Source organism: Mycoplasma bradburyae (assembly GCF_024338845.1).
In the GTDB taxonomy this organism is placed as follows: Bacteria; Bacillota_I; Bacilli_A; order Mycoplasmatales; family Mycoplasmoidaceae; genus Mycoplasmoides; species Mycoplasmoides bradburyae.
Window position 1 is genome coordinate 226,034 of record NZ_CP101414.1, and the last position, 23,937, is coordinate 249,970.

The following is a 23,937-nucleotide window of genomic DNA, read 5'->3' on the forward strand; positions in this document are numbered from 1 at the left end:
TAATTTAATTATGAACGATAAATTAATAACTCAACTAAAAAAAACTATTCTTACAGTTCAAGACTTTCCTAAAAAAGGTGTTTTGTTTTATGATATAACTCCAGTTTTATTAGATCCAATCTTATTTGATCAAGTTATTGAAGCTATGGCTGAAGTTGTTAAAGAAGCTAAAGCAGATATAATAGCTTCACCAGAGTCTAGAGGATTTTTATTTGGTGTTCCATTAGCTAATAAATTAAAACTACCTTTTGTTCTAGTTCGTAAAGAAAACAAATTACCAAGACAACGTTTTAGCGCTTCTTATGATCTTGAATATGGAAAGAATAACGTTGTAGAAATTCATCAAGATGCAATTAAACCGAATTCTCGCGTAATGATTGTTGATGATTTATTAGCAACAGCTGGAACGGTTGAAGCAATCTCTAAATTAGTTAAACTATCACAATCAGAAGTGGTTGGTTATAGTTTTTTAATTAGATTAAAAAATCTTGGTGGGATCGATAAACTAGATAAAACCAAACCAATTAACTACATTTTAGAATACTAGTAGTTAAGTGAAATATTAAAATTTAATAAATTGGAATAAATTGATATATTTGATATGATCGCTGCTCAAAATTATGTAAAAACAATTTTACAAACTCAAAATAAATTAGCAAAAAAAGCTTTTTTAAAATCACACATATATGCTGGAATAGTTTTTTTAGCATCATTTATCTTTGCTTTAGTAATAACAATTATCTATAAAAATGTATGATCTAAATCTATTCAAAGCACTAATGCATTATTTATAAGTTCTAGTATTAGTTTATCTGTTGGATTTTTGATCGTAATTTTTTCATCTTTTTTTGTTGATATTAATCGTTCAAAAACTAGAATTATCACCTTTTTTGTATTAGTTTGATTATTTTTAAGCTATGGATTAGGTGGTCTATTATCTTCAGTAGATGCTGCTAATAGTTTAGGGATTGATGAGAATATAAAATTAAGTACATTCATAGTTCCTTTATTAATAGTTAGCGTTGTTTATATTAGTACATCTATTTTAGGGTACTATATGAGCAATAAAGTTGGTTTTAGTTTAGCTAAATTGTTGTTTGCAATGTTAATTATCAACATTATATTTATTCTTGGTATCAACATTGTATACATATTTGGATTTAATGCTTTTAAATTTGATTGAATCTTTTTAATAATTTCGATTGTTAGCTTAGTAATATCAGTTATAAGTCTGGTTGTGTCATCATTCATTACTAAGAATACCGCGGAAATGATTCAGTTATCTGGAAATGAAGGATTAATTCAAAACTTTATCATTTATAATGCGTACATGCTATTTATTAGATTGTTCTCATTATTTATTGATATCTTGAGATTATTCGCCTATTTCAGATCATAAGAATACAAAAAATAAGCCTTAAAAGGTTTTATCTTTAGATAAATAATTATATAATCTAATTATCGAGATATTAAGTTATGAGCTATAAAAAATCATCAGGAACGAAAAAAGCGTTAGCAGTTTTAGGTTTTTTCTTCCTATTCATGGTTCTGCTATTAGTTTCTTTATGAGCGTTTTTTGCTTTTTTTTGATTTAAAGACAAATACAATCCCGTAACTATTTACAATAATTTTTTTTCAGAAGATGCTTTAAATTGATTTAATGTTGATAAAGGCTACGAATGAGGAGCAGAATCGTATAAACAATATGCGACTATGCTCCCTGATTCAGATAGTATCTTAGGAAAAATTGGTAATTTTATTCCTTTCTTATATACTAACAAAGATATATTTGGGATTGCAAACCAAACTTTTAAGGTTTCTTTATTAGGTTATGTAATTCCATTTACAATGGCTTTTGGTTCTTCTTTAATTATTACATCGATTGTTTATGTAATTCTTAAAATTATTATTAAGCTTATTGTTAAATCAAACGACAACAAAAACAAAGCTTTAAAAAAAAAGAGTTATAAAACAAACGAAGAAGCTAAAACAACTTTTCAAGCAAGTTCACAATCAACAGTACCTTTTAATAACTCTAACACTAGTAATATTGAAAAAGCAGCAACTGAATTTTATGATTCGGTAAAACCAGAAATAAAATATGACGCCTCTAAAGATTGAAAAGCTTTATCTACGGGCGCTAATATGGCTGAACGTGAAAAGCAATTCTATGAGCATATGAAAAAAACTTCGGCTAATTAAACTAACAACTAATACAAAATAATAAATTTAATAACTTAAAATAAATTATGTCAAAAACTCCAAAACACCTATTAACTCTAGAAGGTTTAGCTAAAATTCAAGCAGAATTAAGACATCTAGTAGATGTTAAACGTCCTGAAATTATTCGTTTAATTCAAGAAGCTCGCGAACAAGGTGACTTATCAGAAAATGCTGACTATGATGCTGCTAAGGCTAGTCAAAGCGAGATTGAAACAAGAATTAAAGAAATTCAAGATATCTTAAATTATCACGAAATAATTAAGGAATCAGATACTAAAGAAAAGAAAGTAATTGTAGGGGCTAAAGTTACGATTTATGATAGTTCTGATGAATGTGAATATACTTATGAAATTGTAGGACCTATTGAAAGTGATCCTGCTAACAATAAAATTTCACATGAATCTCCTGTAGCTAAAGCGATCATGGATAAAAAAGAAGGTGAATCTGCTGAAGTTAGAGGTATTGAACATCCTTATAAAATTACTATTAAAAAGATAGTTCTTTAAGTTTCTTAAAAAGAAATAGAAAAATAAAAATCTATAAAATATAACTTTAAATTTTTATATTATTATGTTATAATTTTATGGGTATTAATGGGTAGGTAGCGAAGTGGCTAAACGCTTCTGACTGTAAATCAGACACCTTTTGGTTTCGGCGGTTCGAATCCGTCCCTGCCCACCATAATTGGAATGTAGCCAAGCGGAAAGGCAATAGACTTTGACTCTATCATGCGATGGTTCGATCCCATCCATTCCAGCCAATTTATGACTCACTAGCTCAGCGGTAGAGCATTTGACTTTTAATCAAAGGGTCCCGGGTTCGATCCCCGGGTGGGTCACCAGTTTTGCCCAAGTGACGGAATGGTAGACGTACAGGACTTAAAATCCTGGGGTAGCGATACCGTGCCGGTTCAAGTCCGGCTTTGGGCACCATTAAGCGGGTGTAGTTCAATGGTAGAACTGCAGCCTTCCAAGCTGTTAATGTGGGTTCGATTCCCATCACCCGCTCCATTATTGAATAGTTTTAAACTATACTTCTCGATTAAAAGTATTCAATAATTTATATACATAAATTCATTTAACGTAATATTAGTTTTATCTAATATTACGTTTTTTTATTATCATAAAACATTTAGGATTTAATTACAATTAAAGAGAATTAAATTCTTTAACTAACTAAAAACAACACATAGGTAAATCTTCCTATGTGTTGTTTTTTAAAATAGATAATAAAAAAGTCATTAGATATGAGTTCTAATGACTTAAGATAGATTGATTTATTTGTTATTAATGAATTTATATAATACAACCCTTCAACGAGCTATACATAAATATTATACAACAACTTTTTAAAAAGTCAAATAAATTTATAAAAATTTGATTTTTAAAAAGTTATACTAAATAACTTAATATATTAATTATTTAATAGAAATACTAAAAATTAGTTAGAAAAATAAAAAAAGTCATTAGACATGAGTTCTAATGACTTAAGATAGATTGATTTATTTGTTATTAATGAATTTATATAATACAACCCTTCAACGAGCTATACATAAATATTATACACTATTTATTTAATATTTATGAATATTTATAAAAATTATTTAATTTCTTTTTGACTAAAAATAATTAGAAAAACTTATATCAATTTTATTTGTATGAACTAACCACATTAAAGAAATTAATATCATTAATTAGATAAGGCAAATGAATAAAACCACTTGTAAAATACAGGTTATTTTTTTGTTCATTCGATAATTTATTATCCTCTTCAATTAGTTTTTTAATTTTGCATTTAACTAAATAAATGTAATACACCAATAAACCTATAAACAAAAACAAGATCATAACACCTGGATCTAATAAGTTGTGTGCTAATATTTTTATGGCTTGTTCTTGTTTTTCTTTTCATTCCAAGAAATAAATAACGCCAAATACTGTCATTAATATTCCAGTAAAAAAACTAATATAAACAAGTAATGATACAACGAGTCTAATTGTGGCTAACTTTTTTAATTTTTGATAATTTTGCATTATGATTAAATCTAAACAAAAAAATTATAATTTTCTTTGTTATGAATATCCATTTTTTTATTTTTTTATAGAAAATTAAAATGGTAGGATTTTAATCCTAAAATTCAACCAATAAGAGAAAAGTTAAAATTAAAAATATAAAAATGAAAAGTAAAACCAAAATTTTTGTCAGTTCGATGGCAATTTTAGGTTCGCTTGGATTTGTTTTATCGTCTTGCGGTAAAATGTCTGGCACGCCTAGCACTAATAAACCTGTCACGCCTCCTGGTCAGTTTGATAACAAAATTGTTATTCAAACAGCTCAAAATAAGTTCTATCCATTAATGTGAGCTTTTGCTGAAATAGTTGATCTATACAATAAGCAATTCAAAGACACTGAAGGATTTATTCCTGTTGAACTTCAACAAAGTGAAGTTAGTAAAGCTAATTCCGAATTAGAATTAACTAATAAAGTTGTTGGTGAAATTAGTTCTAAATCGCCGTTAGTACCAAACATCATTTTAGCTGATTTAAACGCTGCTTATAAAATTAATGGTTATAACCGTTTACTAGATTTAAGTAATAACACTATTATTAATGAAAATTACTTTGATAGTGATATTTATAACAACTTTAACAAAATAAGCGGATCTAGTGAAACTGATAAGAAAGTATATGCTATTCCCTTCAATTTAACAACTACTGATAGTCTTGTTTTCAACAAACCATTAATGAACTTGTTGTTTAAGTTAGTAAAAGAAGGCGGGGGAATGGTTGAAGAAAATTCGAAAATATATCAGGAATTAAAGATGGAAAATTTTGAATCTAGATTCATGAACAAGAAGTGAAAAAATCTTCAAATAAAAGACAATATGACCTACAAAGGTTTAACTATCGATGACAACACATTCTCTAATCTTGAATCAATGTTTGAATTTTCTAAGAAAATTGTTGATGGACTTAAACTTAAAGAAGATTCAGCTATGGCGTCTGAGAGTAGGGATAGAGATCTTAAAATCTTCATGTTAGACTACGGACCAAATATTTATCAAAAATACTTGTGGTCTAAATTAGGTAACTCTAAAGACAAATGATTATGAAACTTCAAATTAAAAGATGGTACATTTGATTTAGATTTTACTAACTTAAAGAAAACAGAAGATCAAAATACTATCGGAACAACTTATGATTTCTTTAAGAATAGTTACTCAACTCTTGATCTAAAAAATAACCAAACTTTAAAATCAATTTACTTTGGTTCGGGCGGTGTATCTGACTGAGCTTCTTGAGATATTAGAAACTTTGATACTGCATTCGCTATTGCTCCACATGTAGGTTGAAACCAATCAGTATTTTCACCATTTACAGTTAAAACATTTAGAGCTACTAAAGGCGATGTAACTCAAGAAGATATTAATAACGCAAAAACTAATTTTGCGTCAGCTAGTGAAGTTTTATGAAAATCTCAATTAACTAAGTTTGATAAAACAAATCCTAACAAAAACACTTTCTGAATTGGCGGTTCATCATTAATCGGAATTTCAACATCTGATAAACGTGATGCGCAAACTAAGAAATTCTTAGAATGATTATTTAACAACAACACAAGAATTAATGTTCCTGATTCTCCTTTAAACAACAAATCAATAAGCGAAATATTAAATAGTATTTCTGCATATGATTTAACTTCTAAAAATGCTTTATCAGATACGGCTAAAACTGCTTTAGAATCTACAATTACTGCTGAGCAAGCTGAAGTTGATAAAGTTAAAGATAATCCAACTCCAGAAAGTCTAAAAACCCCTGATTGATCTAAGATCTATCTAAATAAAGGTGCTTTAGCTTCATTAAATGACTGATTAACATTTAAGAAAGAATTAACAGCTAAACCGCAAGAAAACTCAATTGCTTTCATCAATACTGATGAAAAAGCTAGTGGAATTCTAAGTATAATTAACAGCGCAATCTCAGGAATTACCAAAACTGCTAGTGCTACCAACTTAACTAAAGAGAATTTAATTAAGCAAATACAAGATAAGTTAGGTTCTGCTAACTAATAAAATAAATTCTTCTACAAAAATTACACTAAATTCTAAGTAAAAAAGACTAGGAATTTAGTGTATTTTTATGTCTTATTAAAACTACAACCAAAATTTAACAAATCTTATTTAAAAAATGTTAAATAAAATTTTTTTGTAGAAAAATCAAACAAGGTCTGTATTTTTATTTATAAAAATACAACCATATAAGAGAAAAGTTTAAAAATAAAAAAATGAAAATGAAATCTAAATCCAGAACTAGAATTTTAATTGGTTCAATGGCTGCGTTAAGTTTGATGAGTTTTAGCTTATCATCTTGTTTTAAACCGAATGGTGCTGATATTTCTAAAACACCTAAAGGTGAGTTTGATGATAAAGTTGTTATTCAAACATCACAAAATAGTTACTACCCTTTAATGAAAACTTTATCATTATTAGTAGATCTTTATAACAAAGAAAAAGCTAATACTGAAGGTTTTTTAAAAGTTGAATTGCAAACAACTGAAAATACTAATACTAAATCAGAATTAGAATTAACTAATAAAGTTGTAGGTGATATAACTTCTAAATCTCCATTAGTTCCAAACATTATTTTAGCTGATCTAAATGCTGCTTACAAGATTAATACGCTTGATCGTTTACTAGATGTTAATGGAAGCAGTGTAATTAATGAAGCTTATTTTGATACTGATGTTTACAACAACTTTAATAAGCTTGTTGGAACAAATAAAAACGATAATAAAATTTATGCTATTCCGTTTGATATTACTGAAACTGATGCATTAGTTTTCAATAAACCTTTAATGAGTTTATTATTCGATTTTGTTGAAAAAGGTGGAGGTACAGTTAATAAAGAATCAAAAATCTATAAAGAATTAAAAGTTGAAGACTTCACCACTAAGATTCAAAATAAAAAATGAACAAATCTTGAAGTTAAGGGTAATGAAGTATTTAAAGATTGAACAGTAGATGATAATACTTTTGATAACTTTGAGTCTATACTTGAATTCTCTGATAAGATTGTTAAAAATCTTAAAATCAAAGATAATGCTGAAGTTAATACCAAGGATGCTGATCTTAAAGTTTTCTTGGTAACTTATGAAGATGATCTATTTAACAAGTTCTTATGATCTAAACTTGGTAACAATCAAACAAGTTGATTGTGAACTCAAAAAGCTGATGGGGATATATTGGATTTAGATTTTGCAAATGCTAAAAAACCTGAAACTCAAACAAAAATTGGTGAAGCATTTGATTTCTTAAAAAATCATTATTCAGCTCTTGATTTAAATAACGAACAACTTCTAAGATCAGTTCAATATACTGGTGGTGGTATTGTTTCTTGAAATGTAGCTAAATTTGATGCAGCATTTGGTATAGCTCCGCACATTGCATGAAATTCTTCAATGTTTTCACCATACACAATTGATCGTTTTAGAAAAGATCGTAAAGCTCCTTTAACTGCTGAAGATATTACGACTGCTAAAAATAAATATGCAGCACCTAATGAAGTTTTATGAAAGAATCAAATTCAAAAATTTGATAAGAATGATAAAACAAAAAATACATTCTGAATTGGTGGTTCATCATTAGTTGGAATTAAAACTTCAACTAAGCGTGATGAGCAAGCTAAAAAATTCCTTGAATGATTATTTAATATCAATTCAACAATCACTCAAAACGATTCTATCTTTAAAGGTGAAACTGTTAACTCAATTTTAAATAGTCAAGGTGGTTACATTTTTACTTCTAAAAAAGCTATTTCAGATGAATCTAAAACTAAATTAAAAGAAATTTTAGATAAAGAACAACCAGTAGCAGACAAAGTTTTAAAAGACGGGCCAACGGTTGATGATGTTAACAATAATAGATCATGAAAAGATCTTAACTTTAACAAGGCTGCTTTAGCAACGCTTAGTAATTTCTTAGATTTCAAGAAACAAAGAGATGCAATGCCAGATAAAAACTCAATTATATCAATTGCTACTGATGATAAATCTGGTAAGATTTTAAAGATCCTAAAAGATGCTATTGGTGGAATTTCTAAAACTAAAGAACCTACTAACTTAACAAAAGAAAAACTTCTTGAAGAAATTAATAAAGTTTTAAACGAAAATTAAAGAGGATCTTTTAAATAAATTGGTTTAATATCTTCTATTTCTGTTAATTCGAAGTTAGAAATATTATTAATTAAATTCTCGAAAATATCGACATTTGCAAAATTTTTAAACAGCGAAAGGTCGGTATTTTTTTTGCACATGTTTTCATATTCTTCGTGATCAACAATCTTAATATTTCCGACATTTCCACGGTAAATACTAACAAATTGCTTATTTGATTTAGCATCTAAACAAGAGATTCCATCACCATAAGGAACTTGAATTTTTAGTGTTGAAATCGTATATACTTCAACTGAAGGATCAACTGTTTTTCATGTCTTAGCAATATTAGTTCCAACCCTAACACCACTAAAAGAACCAGGGCCTACAGTAATATAAAGTTTCTTGATTGCCTTTTTCTTAACTTTGCTTTGTTTTAAAAAATCATCAATTCTTTCTACAACAATATCAACTAAATTCTTGTTAATCTCAATTGATGTGTAATTGTATAATTCCTCTTTTTCGTTATCAAAAATAGCTAGATTAATTTTATCTAGACAAGTATCAATAAATAAACAAAGCTTTCTCATAATATTAGTATTATTATTTAAATAAATCTTTAAGGTCTTGATTTAAATCAAGATGAACATCGAACAATTTTTTCATAAATACTTCATCAGGAGCTACTTCGAAAAACAATGGCACGCCACTTGAAGGATGAGTTAATTCTAATTGGTAAGCGTGTAAGAATTGTTTATAATCAGTTCTTTGTTCTCCTTTAACGCCATAAAGAGGATCATTAACAATATTATGTTTAATAAAATCCATATGAACACGGATTTGGTGTGTTCTGCCTGTTAGCAATTCGCATTTTATTAAAGCATATTTTTTGTTTTGATTAATTACATAAATTTTTGTAATTGCGTCTTTAGGATTTTTGGTATTTTCTACACCGAATTTTAAATCATGATCTTTTAGATAACCGATTGGTGCGTTAATTGTAGCGCGAAGTTCATTAAAAGGATAATGAACGATAGCCAAATAATAACGCTTCATTGTTCTTTTGACAATTTGTTCTTGAATCTTTTGAAGTGCTTCAAAGTTTTTTGTAGCAACAATAAGACCTGTTGTATCTTTATCCAATCTGTGCGCTAAATAAACCTTTTGTTTCTTGTTATGATACATTAAACAGTTTAGTAAAGTATCAGGTTCGTTATGAGTTGTGGGATGTGACAACATGTTTGTTGGTTTGTTTACAATAAGTAAATCATCATCCTCAAAAACAATATCTAATTTCTTTTTAAAAGGTAAGATTTCATCTTTAGATTTATTAAATATTGCTTCATCATATTCTAATTCAATTACATCGCCTTCTTTAAGAATAAAATTATTCTTATTTACCGGTTTTTTGTTAACTTTTACTAAATCATTAACGATCAAATATGATGTCTTATTTCTAGATAAATTTAAATGATAAGTTAAGAAAACATCTAACCTAATTTTGCTAGTATTTTCATTTAAAAATCTGTGCTTAATCATTGTTTTCTAATGTTTTATTATTCTTGGTGTAATAACACCCTTCATTGAATCTTGAGCAAGCTAAAAAGCTTGATATTTTATCGCTGCTTTTTTTAATCATTTCGTTATTGCAAATTATGCAAATTTCTTGATTTTCTACTGATAAAGGTTTTGCTTCATTAATCAAATCAATATATGAACAATTTTGGTTAGAACAAATTACTTGTTTATCTTTTATCAACATTTGTTGATTGCAAAAAACACATTTATTGTCATTTCAAGTACTTCATTTTACTCTTTCATCTTCTGGAATATTTTTTCATCCATGAATCTGTTTATTTGTTGAATTATTTTTATTCTTATTTTTAAAGTCTACAAATAACTCAATAAAGAAATTTAAGAAAATTAAAACAAATCCAATAACTATACAAATATCGGCAAAATTAAAAATAGCCGATGATTTAAAGAATTGAAAATAGTCCAAAACAGAGTTGTTTTCAATTGCTGTATTAGATAATTTGATCGGGATTGAACGATCAATTACATTTGATAATCCGCCAAATGTAATTAAAGGTAAAAATGCGATTAAAGCAATGTTTTTGCAAAAAATAAATGTAATTAAAAATACTGTTGTTAACAATATTTGCAAAAGATAAGGGATGGCAGGGTTGCTATTAAATAATGAGAAACCAACACCCTTGTTAGTAATTACGTTTATATTAATAAAACCTTCTTCAGTTTTATAACCAATACCTAAATTCAAGAAATAATTTCTTAATAAAAAAACAATAAGCAAAATTACAATGCCAACACCAAATAAAATAGGGTATTTAATTTTGACAAGTTTTTTAGTATTAGCAATCTTGAATTGTTTAATGATTACATCCTTGGATTTATCAAGGAATCTTTTAAAAGCATACATATTAAACATTTTAAATTAATAATTATCTTTTTTATAAATGTTAAAATAGATTTACTTTTATGTATAAACCTAGATTGTGATGCTTAACTTCTGGGTATGGTGATCGATAAATAATGAAAAAAAATATTAAACGACAAATAAGAATAGCTGCCATTGTAGCTACTGAGGTCGATGATTTAGAACTAATTGTTCCAACTGATTTATGAAGAAGAGCTAAATTTATAGTTGATTATATTTCAATTGAAAAAAAGAATAGTGTTACTTTAGCTCAAGGAACTTCGATTAAGTGTGGATTAACAATTGATAAATCAAACTTAATGCAATATAATGCGATTTATCTACCTGGTGGATTAGGATCAAAACGTTTTGGTGATGATCAAAAATTAATTCATTATCTTAGTAAGTTCAATGAAAAAGATCAAACTACACAAAGATTTATTTTAGCAATTAACCAATCACCAGTTATTCTTAAAAATCTAGACCTTTTAGAAGATAAAAAAGTTGTAGCTAATGAAGAACATAAAGAAATAATCGGAAGCAACTTTGACAATAAATCTAATGTATTATTTTCTGGCAACATTATAACAGCTAGATCTACTGGTCATGCAATAGATTTTGCTATTGAAGCAATTAAAGTATTATCAAGCAAAAAAGAAGCTGATGATTTAGCAAAAATGATTTCTTATCAAAAGTAAGAAATTATTTTTTTAAAAGAACAAATAACAATAACTATTCAATAAAAATCGATTTTTATAAATTTAGTTATTTTAACGAAAAGTTGTAGATTAAATAAATAATAGCGGCTAATTTAGCCGCTATTATTTATTAAAAATATTTTAATCTAAAAACATTATTTATTAAAAGTTGGATCGACGCTTTTAATAAATTTAGTCATTATATCTAAAAACTCTTGAGTATGTTCATAAAATGGAACATGACCCGATTTTTTAATAAAAGCAAATTGAATATTTTTGTTTAATGCTGTAATGTGTTCGTAAGAATCGCCAGGAATCACGATCTTATCATCTTCACCAAAGATTACCATCATTGGTTTAGTAACTGAGCGATATCCAATATCGCTAAGTTTACTCATTTCTTCTAACACACCTATAGATAATAAAGGCTCTAATGTCTTAAAATATCTTCTTTCTTGATAATATTCTGTTTCAGCAACCTTATCGATTTTTCCATCAAATTCTTTATCAGCATCATAATACAATGCGTAATAAAGTTCTTTCATCTGTTCTGGGCTTTCAGGTAATAGTTTAGCAATTGTTGCGATGTTAGATAAAATAGATCCATTGGCTGGAGCTTCAAGAATGCTTAACTTAATTCTTTCTGGAATCAAGTAATTCATAATTGCACTTAGACCTCCACCCATTGAGTGACCTACCAGAATGACGTCTCTAAGATCATGCTTTTCGAAATAACACTTAATAATTTGACTGAAATAAGCGATGCTTAGTTGTGACGGATTTTCGATTTTGCTTTTACCATGACCTGGCATATTAATGCCGTAGAAACTACAATTATCATAATACTCTCATAGTTTTTTCTTTATTTTGTAATTAGAACCAAATCCATGCAAAAAAACAATTTTATGTTTAGCATCAGGTCTGATTAGTTCAAAACTATCGATATTAGATAAATTAATTTTGTTTTCCATTGTGATTTACATATAACACAAAAAAAACATTTTTACAAAAAATTTTATTTTATGTTATTATTTTATATTGCTTTTAGGTTATACTATGTAGTTATACTATTTTGTTTTAATCTAAACGTTATATCCGGAGTAAATTCGTGAAAAAAAATTCACCATTTCATAATACTGAGTATTCGCCTAGAGTAGTTAGAAGAAACTATTCAAAAGTTCATAACAACTATACCCCTTCAAATTTACCAGGGATTCAAGTAAATGCTTATAAGCAATTCCTTGAAAAAGAATTAGAAGAAATTATTGGATCATATTTTCCTATTAAATCACCGAATGGAAAATATTCTGTGGAATTCCATGGAATGAAAATTTTAGATCCAGAAAGAACTAAAGAAGAAGCAAGCGCTGAATCTAAGACATACGAAGCTAGTTTGTATGTAAATTTATCTTTAATCAACCATCAAACTGGAACTGTTAAAAAAATTAATAAAAAATCATCTAAGTCAAATGCTGAAGGGATTTTCTTTTCTAACATCCCGTTAATGACTGAAAACGGCGCTTTTATTGTCAACGGGATTGAGAAATTCGTTGTAGCTCAAATAGTTAGATCGCCAGGTGCTTACATTTTAAATAAATCTCAAGTTAAGTTATCTAACTCAAGAAAACGTAACCAAGAAGGTTATATTTGTGAAGTATTCCCTTCTAAAGGTACTTTAATGTTATTCTATATTGCTGAAAACAAGGACTTTGTTCAAGCGGTAGTTAGAGATGTTGGTGGTGAAAGTGCTAAAGTATTTTCGATCACTACTTTACTTAAAGCTTTTGGTTTAAGTGAAATCAAGATTAAAGAAATCTTTAAAAACAATGACTATATCTTAAGATCATTAGAATCAGAGTTTTATAATGAAAAACAAATTTTAAATGAACCAGATATTGCTCAATTAATTCGCGATGTAGAAACTGATCGTATTGCAAAAGTTAAATCTTTACCAATCGATCAAAAATGAAAGAATCTAGTTTTAGATTGATACAAATTAAATCAAGAAAAACAAGAATTAATTAATTCTAAAAATTCTAATCCTGCAAAACTAGAATCACTAGATACTCACATCGGTGTGGTTTTAAGAAAATTAATTTGCGAAAAAGCTGCTAAACACGTAATTCAAGAACTATCAATTTCAACTAGAAGTCTTGATAACGTTTCACAAAAAGAAGAAATTTCATACCAATCTATCTTATTACAACATTTCTTCCAAAAGAAACGTTACGATTTATCATCAGCTGGTAGACATAAGTTCGTTCGTAAATTAAGAATTTCAGAACGTTTATACCAAAGAACAATTGCTCAGGATATCTGTGATTTAGATGGTAATGTTGTAATTAAGCAAGGAACATTAATGCTTAAAGAACAAATTGATTTGTTCAAACGCTTATCTAAAGAAAAACGTCTGAATATTATCCGTGAAATTGACTTTGTAAATCCTGAATTAAACACTAGATTTACAGATGTAAATACTTATGAAGAAGTTGAAATTTACATCAATAACGACTTAAGAGATGAAACAACTCAAATTATTGGTATCGATGGTTCTAATGATTCAATCGAAACATTAACTTTAGCTGATTTAATCTCGATCATTTCATACATAATTAACCTACCTCACAATATCGGTTTATATGATGATATTGATCACTTAGGTAATAAACGTTTAAAATTAATCAACGAATTGTTGAAATCTAAAGTTCAAACAGGAATGATGCGTATTGAAAAATACATTAAGGATAAGCTTCAAATCGCTGATGGTAATAACAAGATTACTGAAACTGATTTAGATGGATCTGAAATTATTCCTGAAAAGAATAATGAATTAACAGTTAAATCAGTAATTAACCCTAAACCATTCCAAATTGTTATTAAAGATTTCTTTAATACTCACCAATTAACGCAATTTTTAGATCAACAAAACCCGTTATCGGAATTAACAAATAAAAGAAGAATTTCAGCAATGGGTCCTGGTGGGATTTCAAGAGAAGACCCTAACCTAGATATCCGTGACGTTCACTACTCACACTACGGTAGAATTTGTCCGATTGAAACGCCTGAAGGTATGAACATCGGGTTGATTATGTCGCTTGCGTTCTATGCAACTATTGATAAGAATGGGTTCTTAATGACTCCTTATCTAAAAGTCGAAGACGGTAAGATTACTGACAAAGTTGAACATTTAACAGCTCTAAGAGAAGACGAATACATTATTGCTGAAGCTTCTTCTTATATGGATGTTGATAAAGATGGATCAATTAACAACGATAAAATTATCGCTAGATATCGTTCATCTCAAGATTTATACAGTCCTAAACAAGTTGATTACATTGATGTATCACCTAAACAAGTAGTATCAGTTGCTGCTTCATTAATTCCATTCTTAGAAAACGATGACTCATCTCGTGCTTTAATGGGTGCGAACATGCAACGTCAAGCAACGCCTTTATTAAAACCTTATTCTCCATTAGTAGGTACTGGTGTAGAATATAAGATAGCTCAAGACTCTGGAATGTTAGTTACTGCTAAAAATCCAGGTGTTGTGACTTATGTTGATGCTCACAAAATCGTTGTTAAAGAAGATGACGGTAAGTTAGCTAACTACAACTTATTGAAGTTTATTAAATCTAATAAGAATACTTGTTACAACCAATCACCTATTGTAAGTGTTGGTGATAGAGTAAGCGCTCATCAAGCTTTAGCTGATGGACCTTCAATGAAGAATGGTGAAATCGCATTAGGTCAAAACGTTTTAGTAGGATTTACTACATGAAGTGGTTATAACTACGAAGATGCTGTAATTATTTCAGACCGTCTATTTAAAGAAGATGTATATACATCAATTAATATTGATGAATACGTGATTCAATGTTTAAGAACTAAGAATGGTGATGAAGAAATTACCAGAGATATTCCAAACGTTTCAGAATCAGCTAAACGATACCTAGATGAAGAAGGTATCATCATGGTTGGTGCTGATGTTAAAGAAGGTGACATCTTAGTAGGTAAAACTTCTCCAAAAGGACAAGTTGAATCAAGCCCTGAAGAAAAACTAATTCAAGCAATCTTAGGTGATAAAGTTAAACAAGTACGTGAATCATCATTAAAAGTTCCTAATGGTGGTGATGGTATTGTTGCTGGTATCAAACGTTTTAGTATTGCTAATGGTGATGAATTAGATGATGACGTTTTAGAATTAGTTAAAGTTTATGTAGTTCAAAAACGTAAAATTCAAATCGGTGATAAAGTGGCTGGTCGTCACGGTAACAAAGGAATTATTTCTAAGATTGTTCCTCAAGAAGACATGCCTCATTTAGAAGATGGTACTCCACTTGATATCTTGCTAAACCCATTAGGGGTTCCTAGCCGTATGAACATTGGGCAAATTTTCGAATTACACTTAGGTTATGCTGCTAGAGAATTAGCTAAAAAACGTTTAGTTGAAGCTTGTTTTGATACTAAATTAGCTGATGAGTTACACAAAATTTTTGGGTTAGAAAAATCTAAGACAGATACACTGATCAAAATCCTAAAACAACATATGGAATCGGTTGGTGTTAGTGATGCTAAACAAGCTCAAGATCGTGTTAAGACAATCGATATTGATATTGCTTTGAAACAAATCGGTCTAACTTATGATGATTTAGCATTTAAGATCGCTACACCTGTATTCGAAGGTGTTAACATGGACGATTTAAAAGCGATTATGTCAGAAGCTGGAATCGATCCAATTAAAACTGAAGGTAAGTTTAAACTGATTGATGGAAGAACTGGTGAACCGTTTGAAAAACCAATTTCTATCGGAATCATGTACATGTTAAAACTAGACCACATGGTTGATGATAAGATTCACGCAAGAGCAGTAGGTCCTTATTCAAAAATTACCCAACAACCTCTTGGAGGTAAATCACAAAACGGTGGTCAAAGATTTGGGGAAATGGAAGTATGGGCATTGCAAGCCTATGGTGCTGCTCATAACTTAAGAGAAATTTTAACAATTAAATCTGATGATGTTAGAGGTAGAAACCTAACATACAACGCAATTGTTAAAGGTTTAAGTATTCCAGAACCAGGTGTTCCAGAATCGTTTAAACTATTAACTAAAGAACTTCAAGGTTTAGGTATGACATTGAATGTGTTATACGACGATGACTCAATCGAAAACATTAATAATATCTCAGTTGTTGATGAGAGTATAGAACCAAAAGTACAAGAAGTTGAATTTGAATCATTCACTTTAGATGACGACAACGACGATAACTTCTAATAAACAACAAAGATAATTTTTATGGATAAAATGACTAAAAAAAATAAAACTAAACGCATTCGTGGGTTACAAATCTCAATCGCATCTGCTGAAGAGATGAGATCTTGATCACACGGTGAAGTTAAAAAGCCAGAAACAATCAACTATAAATCATTAAAACCTGAAACAGACGGTTTATTTGATGAAGCAATTTTTGGTCCAGTTAAAGACTTCGAATGTGCTTGTGGTAAGTATAAGAAAATTAAACACCGTGGTCGTACTTGTGAAAAGTGTGGAGTAGAAATTACTGAAGCAATTGTAAGAAGAGAACGTATGGGTCATATCGATCTAACAGTTCCAGTTGCTCACATTTGAATGACTAAAGAACTTCCTTCGCCTTCAAAAATTTCATTAGTTTTAGATGTATCTTACAAAGAAGTTGAAGAGGTAGTTTATTTTGTAAACTATATCGTTTTAAATCCTGGTAACTCAAAAAATCCAGTATTCAAATTTAAAGAAGTTGTCGATCTATCTGGTAAAGGTTCTAAGTCTGCAAGAATTAAATTGCGTAAAGTTTTACGTGAAATTAAAGATAAATTACAAAAACAAAGAGCTGAACTTGAAAAAGAGAATTTACAAAAAGGTAAAACTCAAAAAGAAAACGATCAAGACAACAAACTGTGATTCGAATACAAGAGAGCTTCTGAATACTACAACAGACTGAAAGAATCACACCTACCTTTCTCAATTGATGAAGTAGCTAAATTCATCGAAACTCACGCAGGGATTAGATTAGGAATCGGAGCTGAAGCGATCTTAGAATTACTAGAAGGTGTAGATCTTCAAAAAGAATATGATGCTATTAATGATGAATTAAAAACATATTCTAGAGATCTAAAAACTGAAAAAGAAGATCAAAAAGTAAAAAGAGCATTAAGACGTCTTGAAACAATCAGATGATTAAAAGAATCTGGAATTAAAGCGTCTAATATGATCTTGCAAGTAATTCCGGTTACTCCCCCAGATACAAGACCGATCATTCAATTAGATGGTGCTAGATTCACTACGAGTGATATCAATAATTTTTATAGAAGAATTATTATTCGTAATGAACGTCTAAAGAAGATTATTGAATTAAAAGCTCCTTCTGTAATTCTTAATAATGAAAAGAGAATGTTACAAGAAGTTGTTGATGCTTTATTCGACAATTCTTCAAGAAAAAAACCGATTACTGCTAAAGATAAGCGTCCATTAAAATCATTAACTGATCGCTTAAAAGGTAAACAAGGTTTATTCAGACAAAACCTATTAGGTAAACGTGTAGACTACTCAGGTCGTTCGGTTATTGTAATTGGTCCAGAACTTAAAATGTATGAAGTTGGGATTCCGGCTCCAATGATTTTAAAGTTATTCAAACCATTTATTATACGCGAATTAATTCGCCGTTTTAATGATGACGGACAAGAAATCAAACCAATAGCGCCAAACATTAAGATTGCTGAACAAATGATTGCTCAAAAATCTGAAAGAATTTGGGAAATTGTTGAAAAAGTAATTAAAGAAAGACCTGTATTACTTAACCGTGCTCCAACATTACACAGATTAGGGATTCAAGCATTCGAACCTAAGATTGTTGATGGTAAAGCGATTAGACTACACCCATTAGTAACAACTGCTTTTAACGCTGACTTTGACGGTGACCAGATGGCTGTTCACGTACCAATTTCAAAAGAAGCTGTAGCTGAAGCTAGAGCTATTATGTTAGCTTCTTGACATATCTTAGGTCCTAAGGATGGTAAACCAGTTGCTACTCCTACTCAAGATATGGTGTTAGGTAATTACTACTTAACAACTGAAAAACGTGATCAAAAAGGTGAAGGCTTAATTTTCTCTAACTATGATCAGGTAGTTTTAGCTTACGAATCTGGTAGAGCTTCAATCCATGCATTAATTGGTTTGTCAACTAAATGCATGCCTAAAAAACCATTTGAAAAACAAGGTATTTTAATTACTACAGTTGGTAAGGCAATTATGAACTCAATCATGCCTGAAGAAATGCCTTTCTTAAATGATGGTGATAATCTACTTAAAATTGATGAATCAAACATCGTTTTACCAGGTGAAAATTTCAAGGAAAAACTAGCTAAACGTCCGATTTACAAACCATTTGGCAAAAAGACTGTATCTAAGATTATTGAAATTCTTTATAAGAATTTCAAATTGGAAAAAGTTCCTGAAATTCTTGATAAAATTAAGGAATTTGGTTTCAAATACTCAACATTATCATCAACCACAATTTCAGTATTTGATATTCCAAGATATGACGATAAACTAAAATACATTAAAGAAGCTGATCAAGAAATCACTCGTTTAAAACATATGTATCAAAAAGGTTTATTAACCGATGATGAAAGATATACAAGAGTAATTCGTCTATGATCTGAAGTTAAGGATAATGTATCAGATGATATTAAGAAGATTATTACTAGACCAGAATATAAAGATAACTCAATTGTAGTTATCGCTGACTCTGGAGCTCGTGGTAATATCTCAAACTTCACCCAATTATTCGGGATGCGTGGTCTGATGTCTAAATCATATAACTATGACCAAAAGATTAAATCTCAAGTAATTCGTGATACTATTGAAGTTCCGATTAAACACTCGTTTATAGAAGGTTTAACAATTAATGAATACTTCAACTCATCATATGGTGCGAGAAAAGGTATGACCGATATTGCGATGAAAACATCTAAATCAGGTTATATGACTCGTAAGTTAGTTGATGCTGCTCAAGAAGTTATTATTAATGATTCTGACTGTAACACTGATAAAGGTATTACTGTATCATCAATCTATAATTCACTTGATGGTGGTATTGTTGAAACATTAGCTGAAAGAATAGTTACTCGTTACACAATCGACCCTATTTATGATGAAAAAACTAACGAAATGTTAGTAGGTGCTGATTGTTTAATTACTAGTGAAATTGCTGAAAAAATCGCTAAAGCAAATGTTACAAAAGCATTAATTCGTTCTCCTATTTATTGTCAATCAATAAAAGGATTATGTCAAAAATGTTTCGGTAACGACTTGACAACTAATGATTTAGTTCAAGTAGGTACAGCTATTGGGGTAATAGCAGCTCAATCAATCGGTGAACCTGGTACTCAATTAACAATGAGAACGTTCCATACCGGTGGTACTGCGAATGAAGGTAACATTACTCAAGGTTTTGAAAGATTAAAACAAATCTTTGATGTTGTATCTCCTAAAGAATGGGAATTAGCAATTATTGCTGAAAATGAAGGTGTAGTAGAATCAATAACTTCTGACGAATCTTCAAGAATCATTCGCGTTAAAACAAAACTTGAAGACGAAGAATACCGCGTTCCGTTTGACGCAGTGATCCGTGTAGAACAAAATCAAGAAGTATATCCTGGAATGAAACTAACTGAAGGATCAATTGATATTAAACATCTATTAAGAGTTTCAGGTATTGAAGCGGTGAGACAATACTTTTTAGAAGAAGTTCAAAAAGTATACCGTTTACAAGGTATTGAAATTGCTGATAAATACATCGAAGTAACTATTAGACAATTAACAAATAAATTGCAAGTAATTGATGTCGGAGATTCTAATTACTTTGTTGGTCAAACTGTTGATATCAACCACTTTAGAAAAGAAGTTAGTAACATGTTAATTGCTAACAAACGTCCTCCTGTTGCGATTAATCAAGTGTTCGGTTTAGATGAAGCACCTTCTAAAACAGGTTCATTCTTATCAGCAGCTTCATTCCAAGATACTAAGAAAATCTTGACAGACGCAGCTGTTAAGAGTCAAATTGACTATTTACTAGGTCTTAAAGAAAATGTTATTTTAGGTAACTTAATTCCAGCTGGTACAGGCTTTATGTCGTCTGAAGAGATTATTAAAGCTGGAGAAGAAGCTCTTAAAAAAGAATATTAGAAAACATTACAAATCCATAAATATTAATATATTTATGGGTTTTTGTTTTAATTTCGAATTACAAAACAAGTGCTATAATCATATTTATTAATATCTGTATTTCAAGGTTTTATTAATGAACAAAAAAGCAAAGCTGATCGTCTCTTTTGGACTTAGTATGTCTTTAATTGGTTCAGTCGCTCTAGGTGCAGGGATCACTCTTTATCAAAAACATACTCAAGCAAAAAACAAAGATCAAAGCGAAGAAATAAGTCCAGATCAACCAATCACTTCGATTCAAACAAATGGTACAATCGACGATAAGATAACTCAAGAAGCAAGCTATAAGGCAGTTGAAACTAATGAATCTGCTTTGAATTTAATTAACAAAAGCGAATTAGCTCATAATACTGATCTGTATTTAGCTAGTCATAGTATTCAACCTGAATTAGATAGTCTAGCTGCTCGAAAAGTAAATAGGTCAAATAAAAAGATCATTGAGGCTGATGTTTCAAGCTATTTTATTGATTTATTCAATCGAAATGACAAAAAATTTAGTGTTTATAAAAATTTATTGTTAGTTAAAACTGCTGGTAGTTCAGAATACTTATCAGTATCAATTAGCGCTTCTTATTACATTAAGAACGATTCAGAAAAACAAAGAGAAGTTTGAATTAATAACAGAAAATTCAGTATTAATTCAAAAACAACACTTGAGCTTTTAGTTTATACAGATAAAAACCCTTCTTTCTTAAAAAAAGCAACAGTTTTTTTAGATGATAACAACCGACTTAATTGATCGATGGATCGCGTTTATTTCACATTAAGATCAATCGATGGTAGCTATACCGAAAATTGAAGCCTAGATAACTTAGTGTTTAATAAAAACAATCCATCATTAAATGTTAATCTAAGAAATATCAAACGCGGATATACTGAATATGATGCTATTAAAAATTTTGTTGGTGAAAATAAGAAGCTTAATGCTAGTCTTAATGAAAGTATTTTAAAAGATTCATTAAGAAGAAATTATGAAGATCAATTCAATTTAGCTAAACAATATGCAGGATATATCTATCACATAAGTAAGTGAATGATCCAAAATCGTTCAGAACCATTTAATGTTTCCAAATTTATTGTTGATAATGCAAGTACTATTAGTGAAGTATTAATTTATACTCTAGAACAAACACTAAAGAATGACAAAGTTAAAATTCTTAAATCGTTGATTTATGATTTATTAACTTCTTCTTCAGCAAACAATAAATCAAAAACCTTATTCCGAATCGTTCTTGATTATAAAGATCGTATTATTAATTTCTTATCAGAATCTAATTTAGTTAATATCACTCCGTATAGAAGTTTGATTGATAACTTTTTTAATTCAATTACTGAAACCAATCCTAAGCGCGCTGAGAACGAATTAAGAGATAAAATTATCGATTTCTTACCAACAATTAAAGAATTAATCAAAGAAGATAGCCCCTTTGCGCCATACTTAGATTTATTATCAAAAATTTTAAAAAGTCCAAAACCTTATTTTATCGATTCGATTATAAAAGATCCAGTTGTCTTTAACGTAATTTTAGATTTTGCTTATAATAGTTTTTCTTCAAGTTTAGACATTAGGTTAAAAGAAGCTTTTGATTTAAGTAAACAAGCAATATATTCATTATTAATGGATAATAATACAAAATCTTTCAACGATATTTTAATAAACTTTTTTAATAACGATTTTCAAGTTATTTTTGCGATTCTAAACTTTTTTAATATCAAGATTGATATAAATAATCCAGCAACTAAATTTTTATTTGATAACTTTGTATTTAATAATGATTCATTAAAAGATCAAAAAGGATTAGAAAATGTCGTTTCGATTTTAAGTGATCTAATTGAATTGATAAGTCCAGAAAATTTAAGTAAGATTACTTTTATTCCGCTTAATAACAACCAAACTAATAGAATTGAATTCATTTCAACTTTTGATGAATTAAAGATTGCGAACTTAAGTTATGGTTATTCGTTGAATTTTAATAATTTAGCAATTAAAAATTCAACAATTAAAAAGATTATAAACTTAATTCCAACATCAGCAACATTCCAAAGTTTCATTGATCGCTATGTTACTCAAGCAGCAATCAATGACGCAGCAGATAAAGCTGTTGAAGAAGCTAAAAAAGCTAGTGGATTAGGAGTTGCTATTTATGGTAATCAAAACCTTAAGAATGAGGTTGTTCGAAATATCAATACCCTTAAAGATCAACTTGCTAAAACTAATATAAAACAATTAGTTACCGAACTTTTATTCGGTAAGTTAAATTTTGATGATGAAGGTGATTTTATCAATCTTAATGGATCGATTGATATTTCTATCAAAGGTAATAATATCCAAGTTTTACCTTATTACGAACAAAATAATGGTAAGACGTTATTCAATTATCAATTACTAGGTATTACTAAAGAAATTAATTTAGCCAACCTAGTTAATAATTCGCAATTAATTAAAGATAATTACGAGAATTCTAATCAAGTAATTCAATACCAAAATTTATCAAAGAAATTATTTGCTGTTACTCGATCATTCTTCAATTCACTTAAAGAAACTTTAAATCATCAACCTATAAGAATTATCGATAATTTAGTATTAGATTTTAGTAACAAGATTTATCTTGATCAATCAATTGAAACGAATAAGATAGTTAAAAATGCTTATGATCCTAAGTTGTTAATTCGTGACCAAACTACAAAACCTGGTTTAGAGATTTCTAAACAAGATGCTACAGCTAATTGAAATACAACAGACAATAACAACATTATCATTGATCAACAATTATCTAATAAATTTAATAACTTAATTCATCCGATTGGTATTCAAAATCGATACTTAATTAAATCGATCAAACCTTTCAGTACAGGAGAATTGAAAGCTTCATTAGGTTTGAATTTTAATCTTACTGTGATATTATTCCCTGTGACAATTCCATTAAACTTAAAGATTGGTATTGAACAAAGAATTTTATCTTATGATTTAATTGCTCCATACAATGTAGCTGACGATCTTGACAATAACAATGTGGTGTTTGTTAATAAAGTTTCTAAACATTGAGAAAATACATTGTTTAAAATTGGTGCTTAAAGCCAAGTAAAATCAATATCATATTATTGCGATAAATAGCAAAACAAATTATAATTAGTTATTAAAACTAATTATTTTTTTATCTAAACAATAA

Annotated in this window: 15 protein-coding genes and 5 tRNA genes; 15 read left to right on the forward strand and 5 right to left on the reverse strand. The window is 28.9% G+C overall.

Going from position 1 to position 23,937, the window contains the following annotated elements; translation table 4 throughout:
* The first annotated feature begins 10 nt into the window (after window positions 1–10).
* The 9 genes from apt (at window position 11) to NMG68_RS00980 (ending at window position 3,233) form a co-directional block, all read left to right on the forward strand.
* Entirely contained in the window at window positions 11–547 is a 537-nt protein-coding gene (apt, locus tag NMG68_RS00940) for an adenine phosphoribosyltransferase (protein WP_255034835.1), read from the forward strand.
* Window positions 548–601: 54 nt separating this feature from the next.
* Entirely contained in the window at window positions 602–1,399 is a 798-nt protein-coding gene (locus NMG68_RS00945) for a hypothetical protein (RefSeq protein ID WP_255034836.1), read from the forward strand.
* Window positions 1,400–1,476: 77 nt separating this feature from the next.
* Entirely contained in the window at window positions 1,477–2,202 is a 726-nt protein-coding gene (locus tag NMG68_RS00950) for an MG319/MPN454 family protein (protein WP_255034837.1), read from the forward strand.
* Window positions 2,203–2,249: 47 nt separating this feature from the next.
* Entirely contained in the window at window positions 2,250–2,729 is a 480-nt protein-coding gene (greA, locus tag NMG68_RS00955) for a transcription elongation factor GreA (RefSeq protein ID WP_255034838.1), read from the forward strand.
* Window positions 2,730–2,818: 89 nt separating this feature from the next.
* Window positions 2,819–2,904, forward strand: a tRNA-Tyr gene (locus tag NMG68_RS00960).
* Window positions 2,905–2,908: 4 nt separating this feature from the next.
* A tRNA-Gln gene (locus NMG68_RS00965) sits at window positions 2,909–2,983 on the forward strand.
* A 6-nt stretch (window positions 2,984–2,989) separates the two neighbouring features.
* Window positions 2,990–3,064 (forward strand) — tRNA-Lys (locus tag NMG68_RS00970).
* A 5-nt stretch (window positions 3,065–3,069) separates the two neighbouring features.
* A tRNA-Leu gene (locus tag NMG68_RS00975) sits at window positions 3,070–3,155 on the forward strand.
* 4 nt (window positions 3,156–3,159) lie between these two features.
* Window positions 3,160–3,233: transfer RNA gene (locus tag NMG68_RS00980), tRNA-Gly, on the forward strand.
* Window positions 3,234–3,872: 639 nt separating this feature from the next.
* On the opposite strand, the gene NMG68_RS00985 is transcribed toward NMG68_RS00980, so the two are convergent.
* Window positions 3,873–4,256, reverse strand: a complete 384-nt coding sequence (locus tag NMG68_RS00985; RefSeq protein ID WP_255034839.1) for a hypothetical protein — start codon at window positions 4,254–4,256, stop codon at window positions 3,873–3,875.
* Between the two features lie 143 nt (window positions 4,257–4,399).
* Here NMG68_RS00985 and NMG68_RS00990 point away from each other — a divergent pair, with 143 nt between their 5' ends.
* Both NMG68_RS00990 and NMG68_RS00995 read left to right on the forward strand, forming a co-directional pair.
* Window positions 4,400–6,292 (forward strand): P68 family surface lipoprotein, encoded by a 1,893-nt coding sequence (locus NMG68_RS00990; RefSeq protein WP_255034840.1) that lies wholly within the window; start codon window positions 4,400–4,402, stop codon window positions 6,290–6,292.
* Window positions 6,293–6,513: 221 nt separating this feature from the next.
* Complete coding sequence (locus NMG68_RS00995; protein ID WP_255034841.1) at window positions 6,514–8,394, forward strand: P68 family surface lipoprotein; 1,881 nt, start codon at window positions 6,514–6,516, stop codon at window positions 8,392–8,394.
* Here the strand turns inward: NMG68_RS00995 and tsaB are convergent.
* Genes tsaB through lspA form a run of 3 tightly spaced genes read right to left on the reverse strand, consistent with a single transcriptional unit; the run spans window position 8,391 to window position 10,813 of the window.
* Entirely contained in the window at window positions 8,391–8,963 is a 573-nt protein-coding gene (gene tsaB / locus NMG68_RS01000) for a tRNA (adenosine(37)-N6)-threonylcarbamoyltransferase complex dimerization subunit type 1 TsaB (protein ID WP_255034842.1), read from the reverse strand. The genes NMG68_RS00995 and tsaB overlap by 4 nt on opposite strands.
* Before the next feature lie 13 nt (window positions 8,964–8,976).
* The gene (locus tag NMG68_RS01005) at window positions 8,977–9,912 is read right to left on the reverse strand and encodes an RluA family pseudouridine synthase (RefSeq protein ID WP_255034843.1); all 936 of its coding nucleotides are present in this window, start codon (window positions 9,910–9,912) and stop codon (window positions 8,977–8,979) included.
* A complete protein-coding gene (gene lspA / locus NMG68_RS01010) occupies window positions 9,905–10,813 on the reverse strand; it encodes a signal peptidase II (RefSeq protein ID WP_255034844.1) in 909 nt (302 codons plus the stop codon). Before lspA ends, NMG68_RS01005 begins: the two co-directional genes overlap by 8 nt.
* Window positions 10,814–10,926: 113 nt before the next feature.
* Between lspA and NMG68_RS01015 the strand changes: the two genes are divergently transcribed.
* Window positions 10,927–11,508, forward strand: coding sequence for a DJ-1/PfpI family protein (locus NMG68_RS01015; protein WP_255034845.1), 582 nt, complete (start codon window positions 10,927–10,929; stop codon window positions 11,506–11,508).
* 155 nt (window positions 11,509–11,663) lie between these two features.
* Here NMG68_RS01015 and NMG68_RS01020 read toward each other — a convergent pair whose 3' ends face one another.
* Window positions 11,664–12,479, reverse strand: coding sequence for an alpha/beta fold hydrolase (locus tag NMG68_RS01020; RefSeq protein ID WP_255034846.1), 816 nt, complete (start codon window positions 12,477–12,479; stop codon window positions 11,664–11,666).
* A gap of 137 nt (window positions 12,480–12,616) precedes the next feature.
* Between NMG68_RS01020 and rpoB the strand changes: the two genes are divergently transcribed.
* From rpoB to NMG68_RS01035, 3 genes are all read left to right on the forward strand, one after another.
* Window positions 12,617–16,780 (forward strand): DNA-directed RNA polymerase subunit beta, encoded by a 4,164-nt coding sequence (rpoB, locus tag NMG68_RS01025; RefSeq protein WP_255034847.1) that lies wholly within the window; start codon window positions 12,617–12,619, stop codon window positions 16,778–16,780.
* Between the two features lie 30 nt (window positions 16,781–16,810).
* Window positions 16,811–20,728, forward strand: a complete 3,918-nt coding sequence (gene rpoC / locus NMG68_RS01030) for a DNA-directed RNA polymerase subunit beta' (protein WP_255034848.1) — start codon at window positions 16,811–16,813, stop codon at window positions 20,726–20,728.
* 115 nt (window positions 20,729–20,843) lie between these two features.
* Entirely contained in the window at window positions 20,844–23,843 is a 3,000-nt protein-coding gene (locus tag NMG68_RS01035; protein WP_255034849.1) for a P116 family lipid acquisition surface protein, read from the forward strand.
* The last annotated feature ends 94 nt before the right edge of the window (window positions 23,844–23,937 follow it).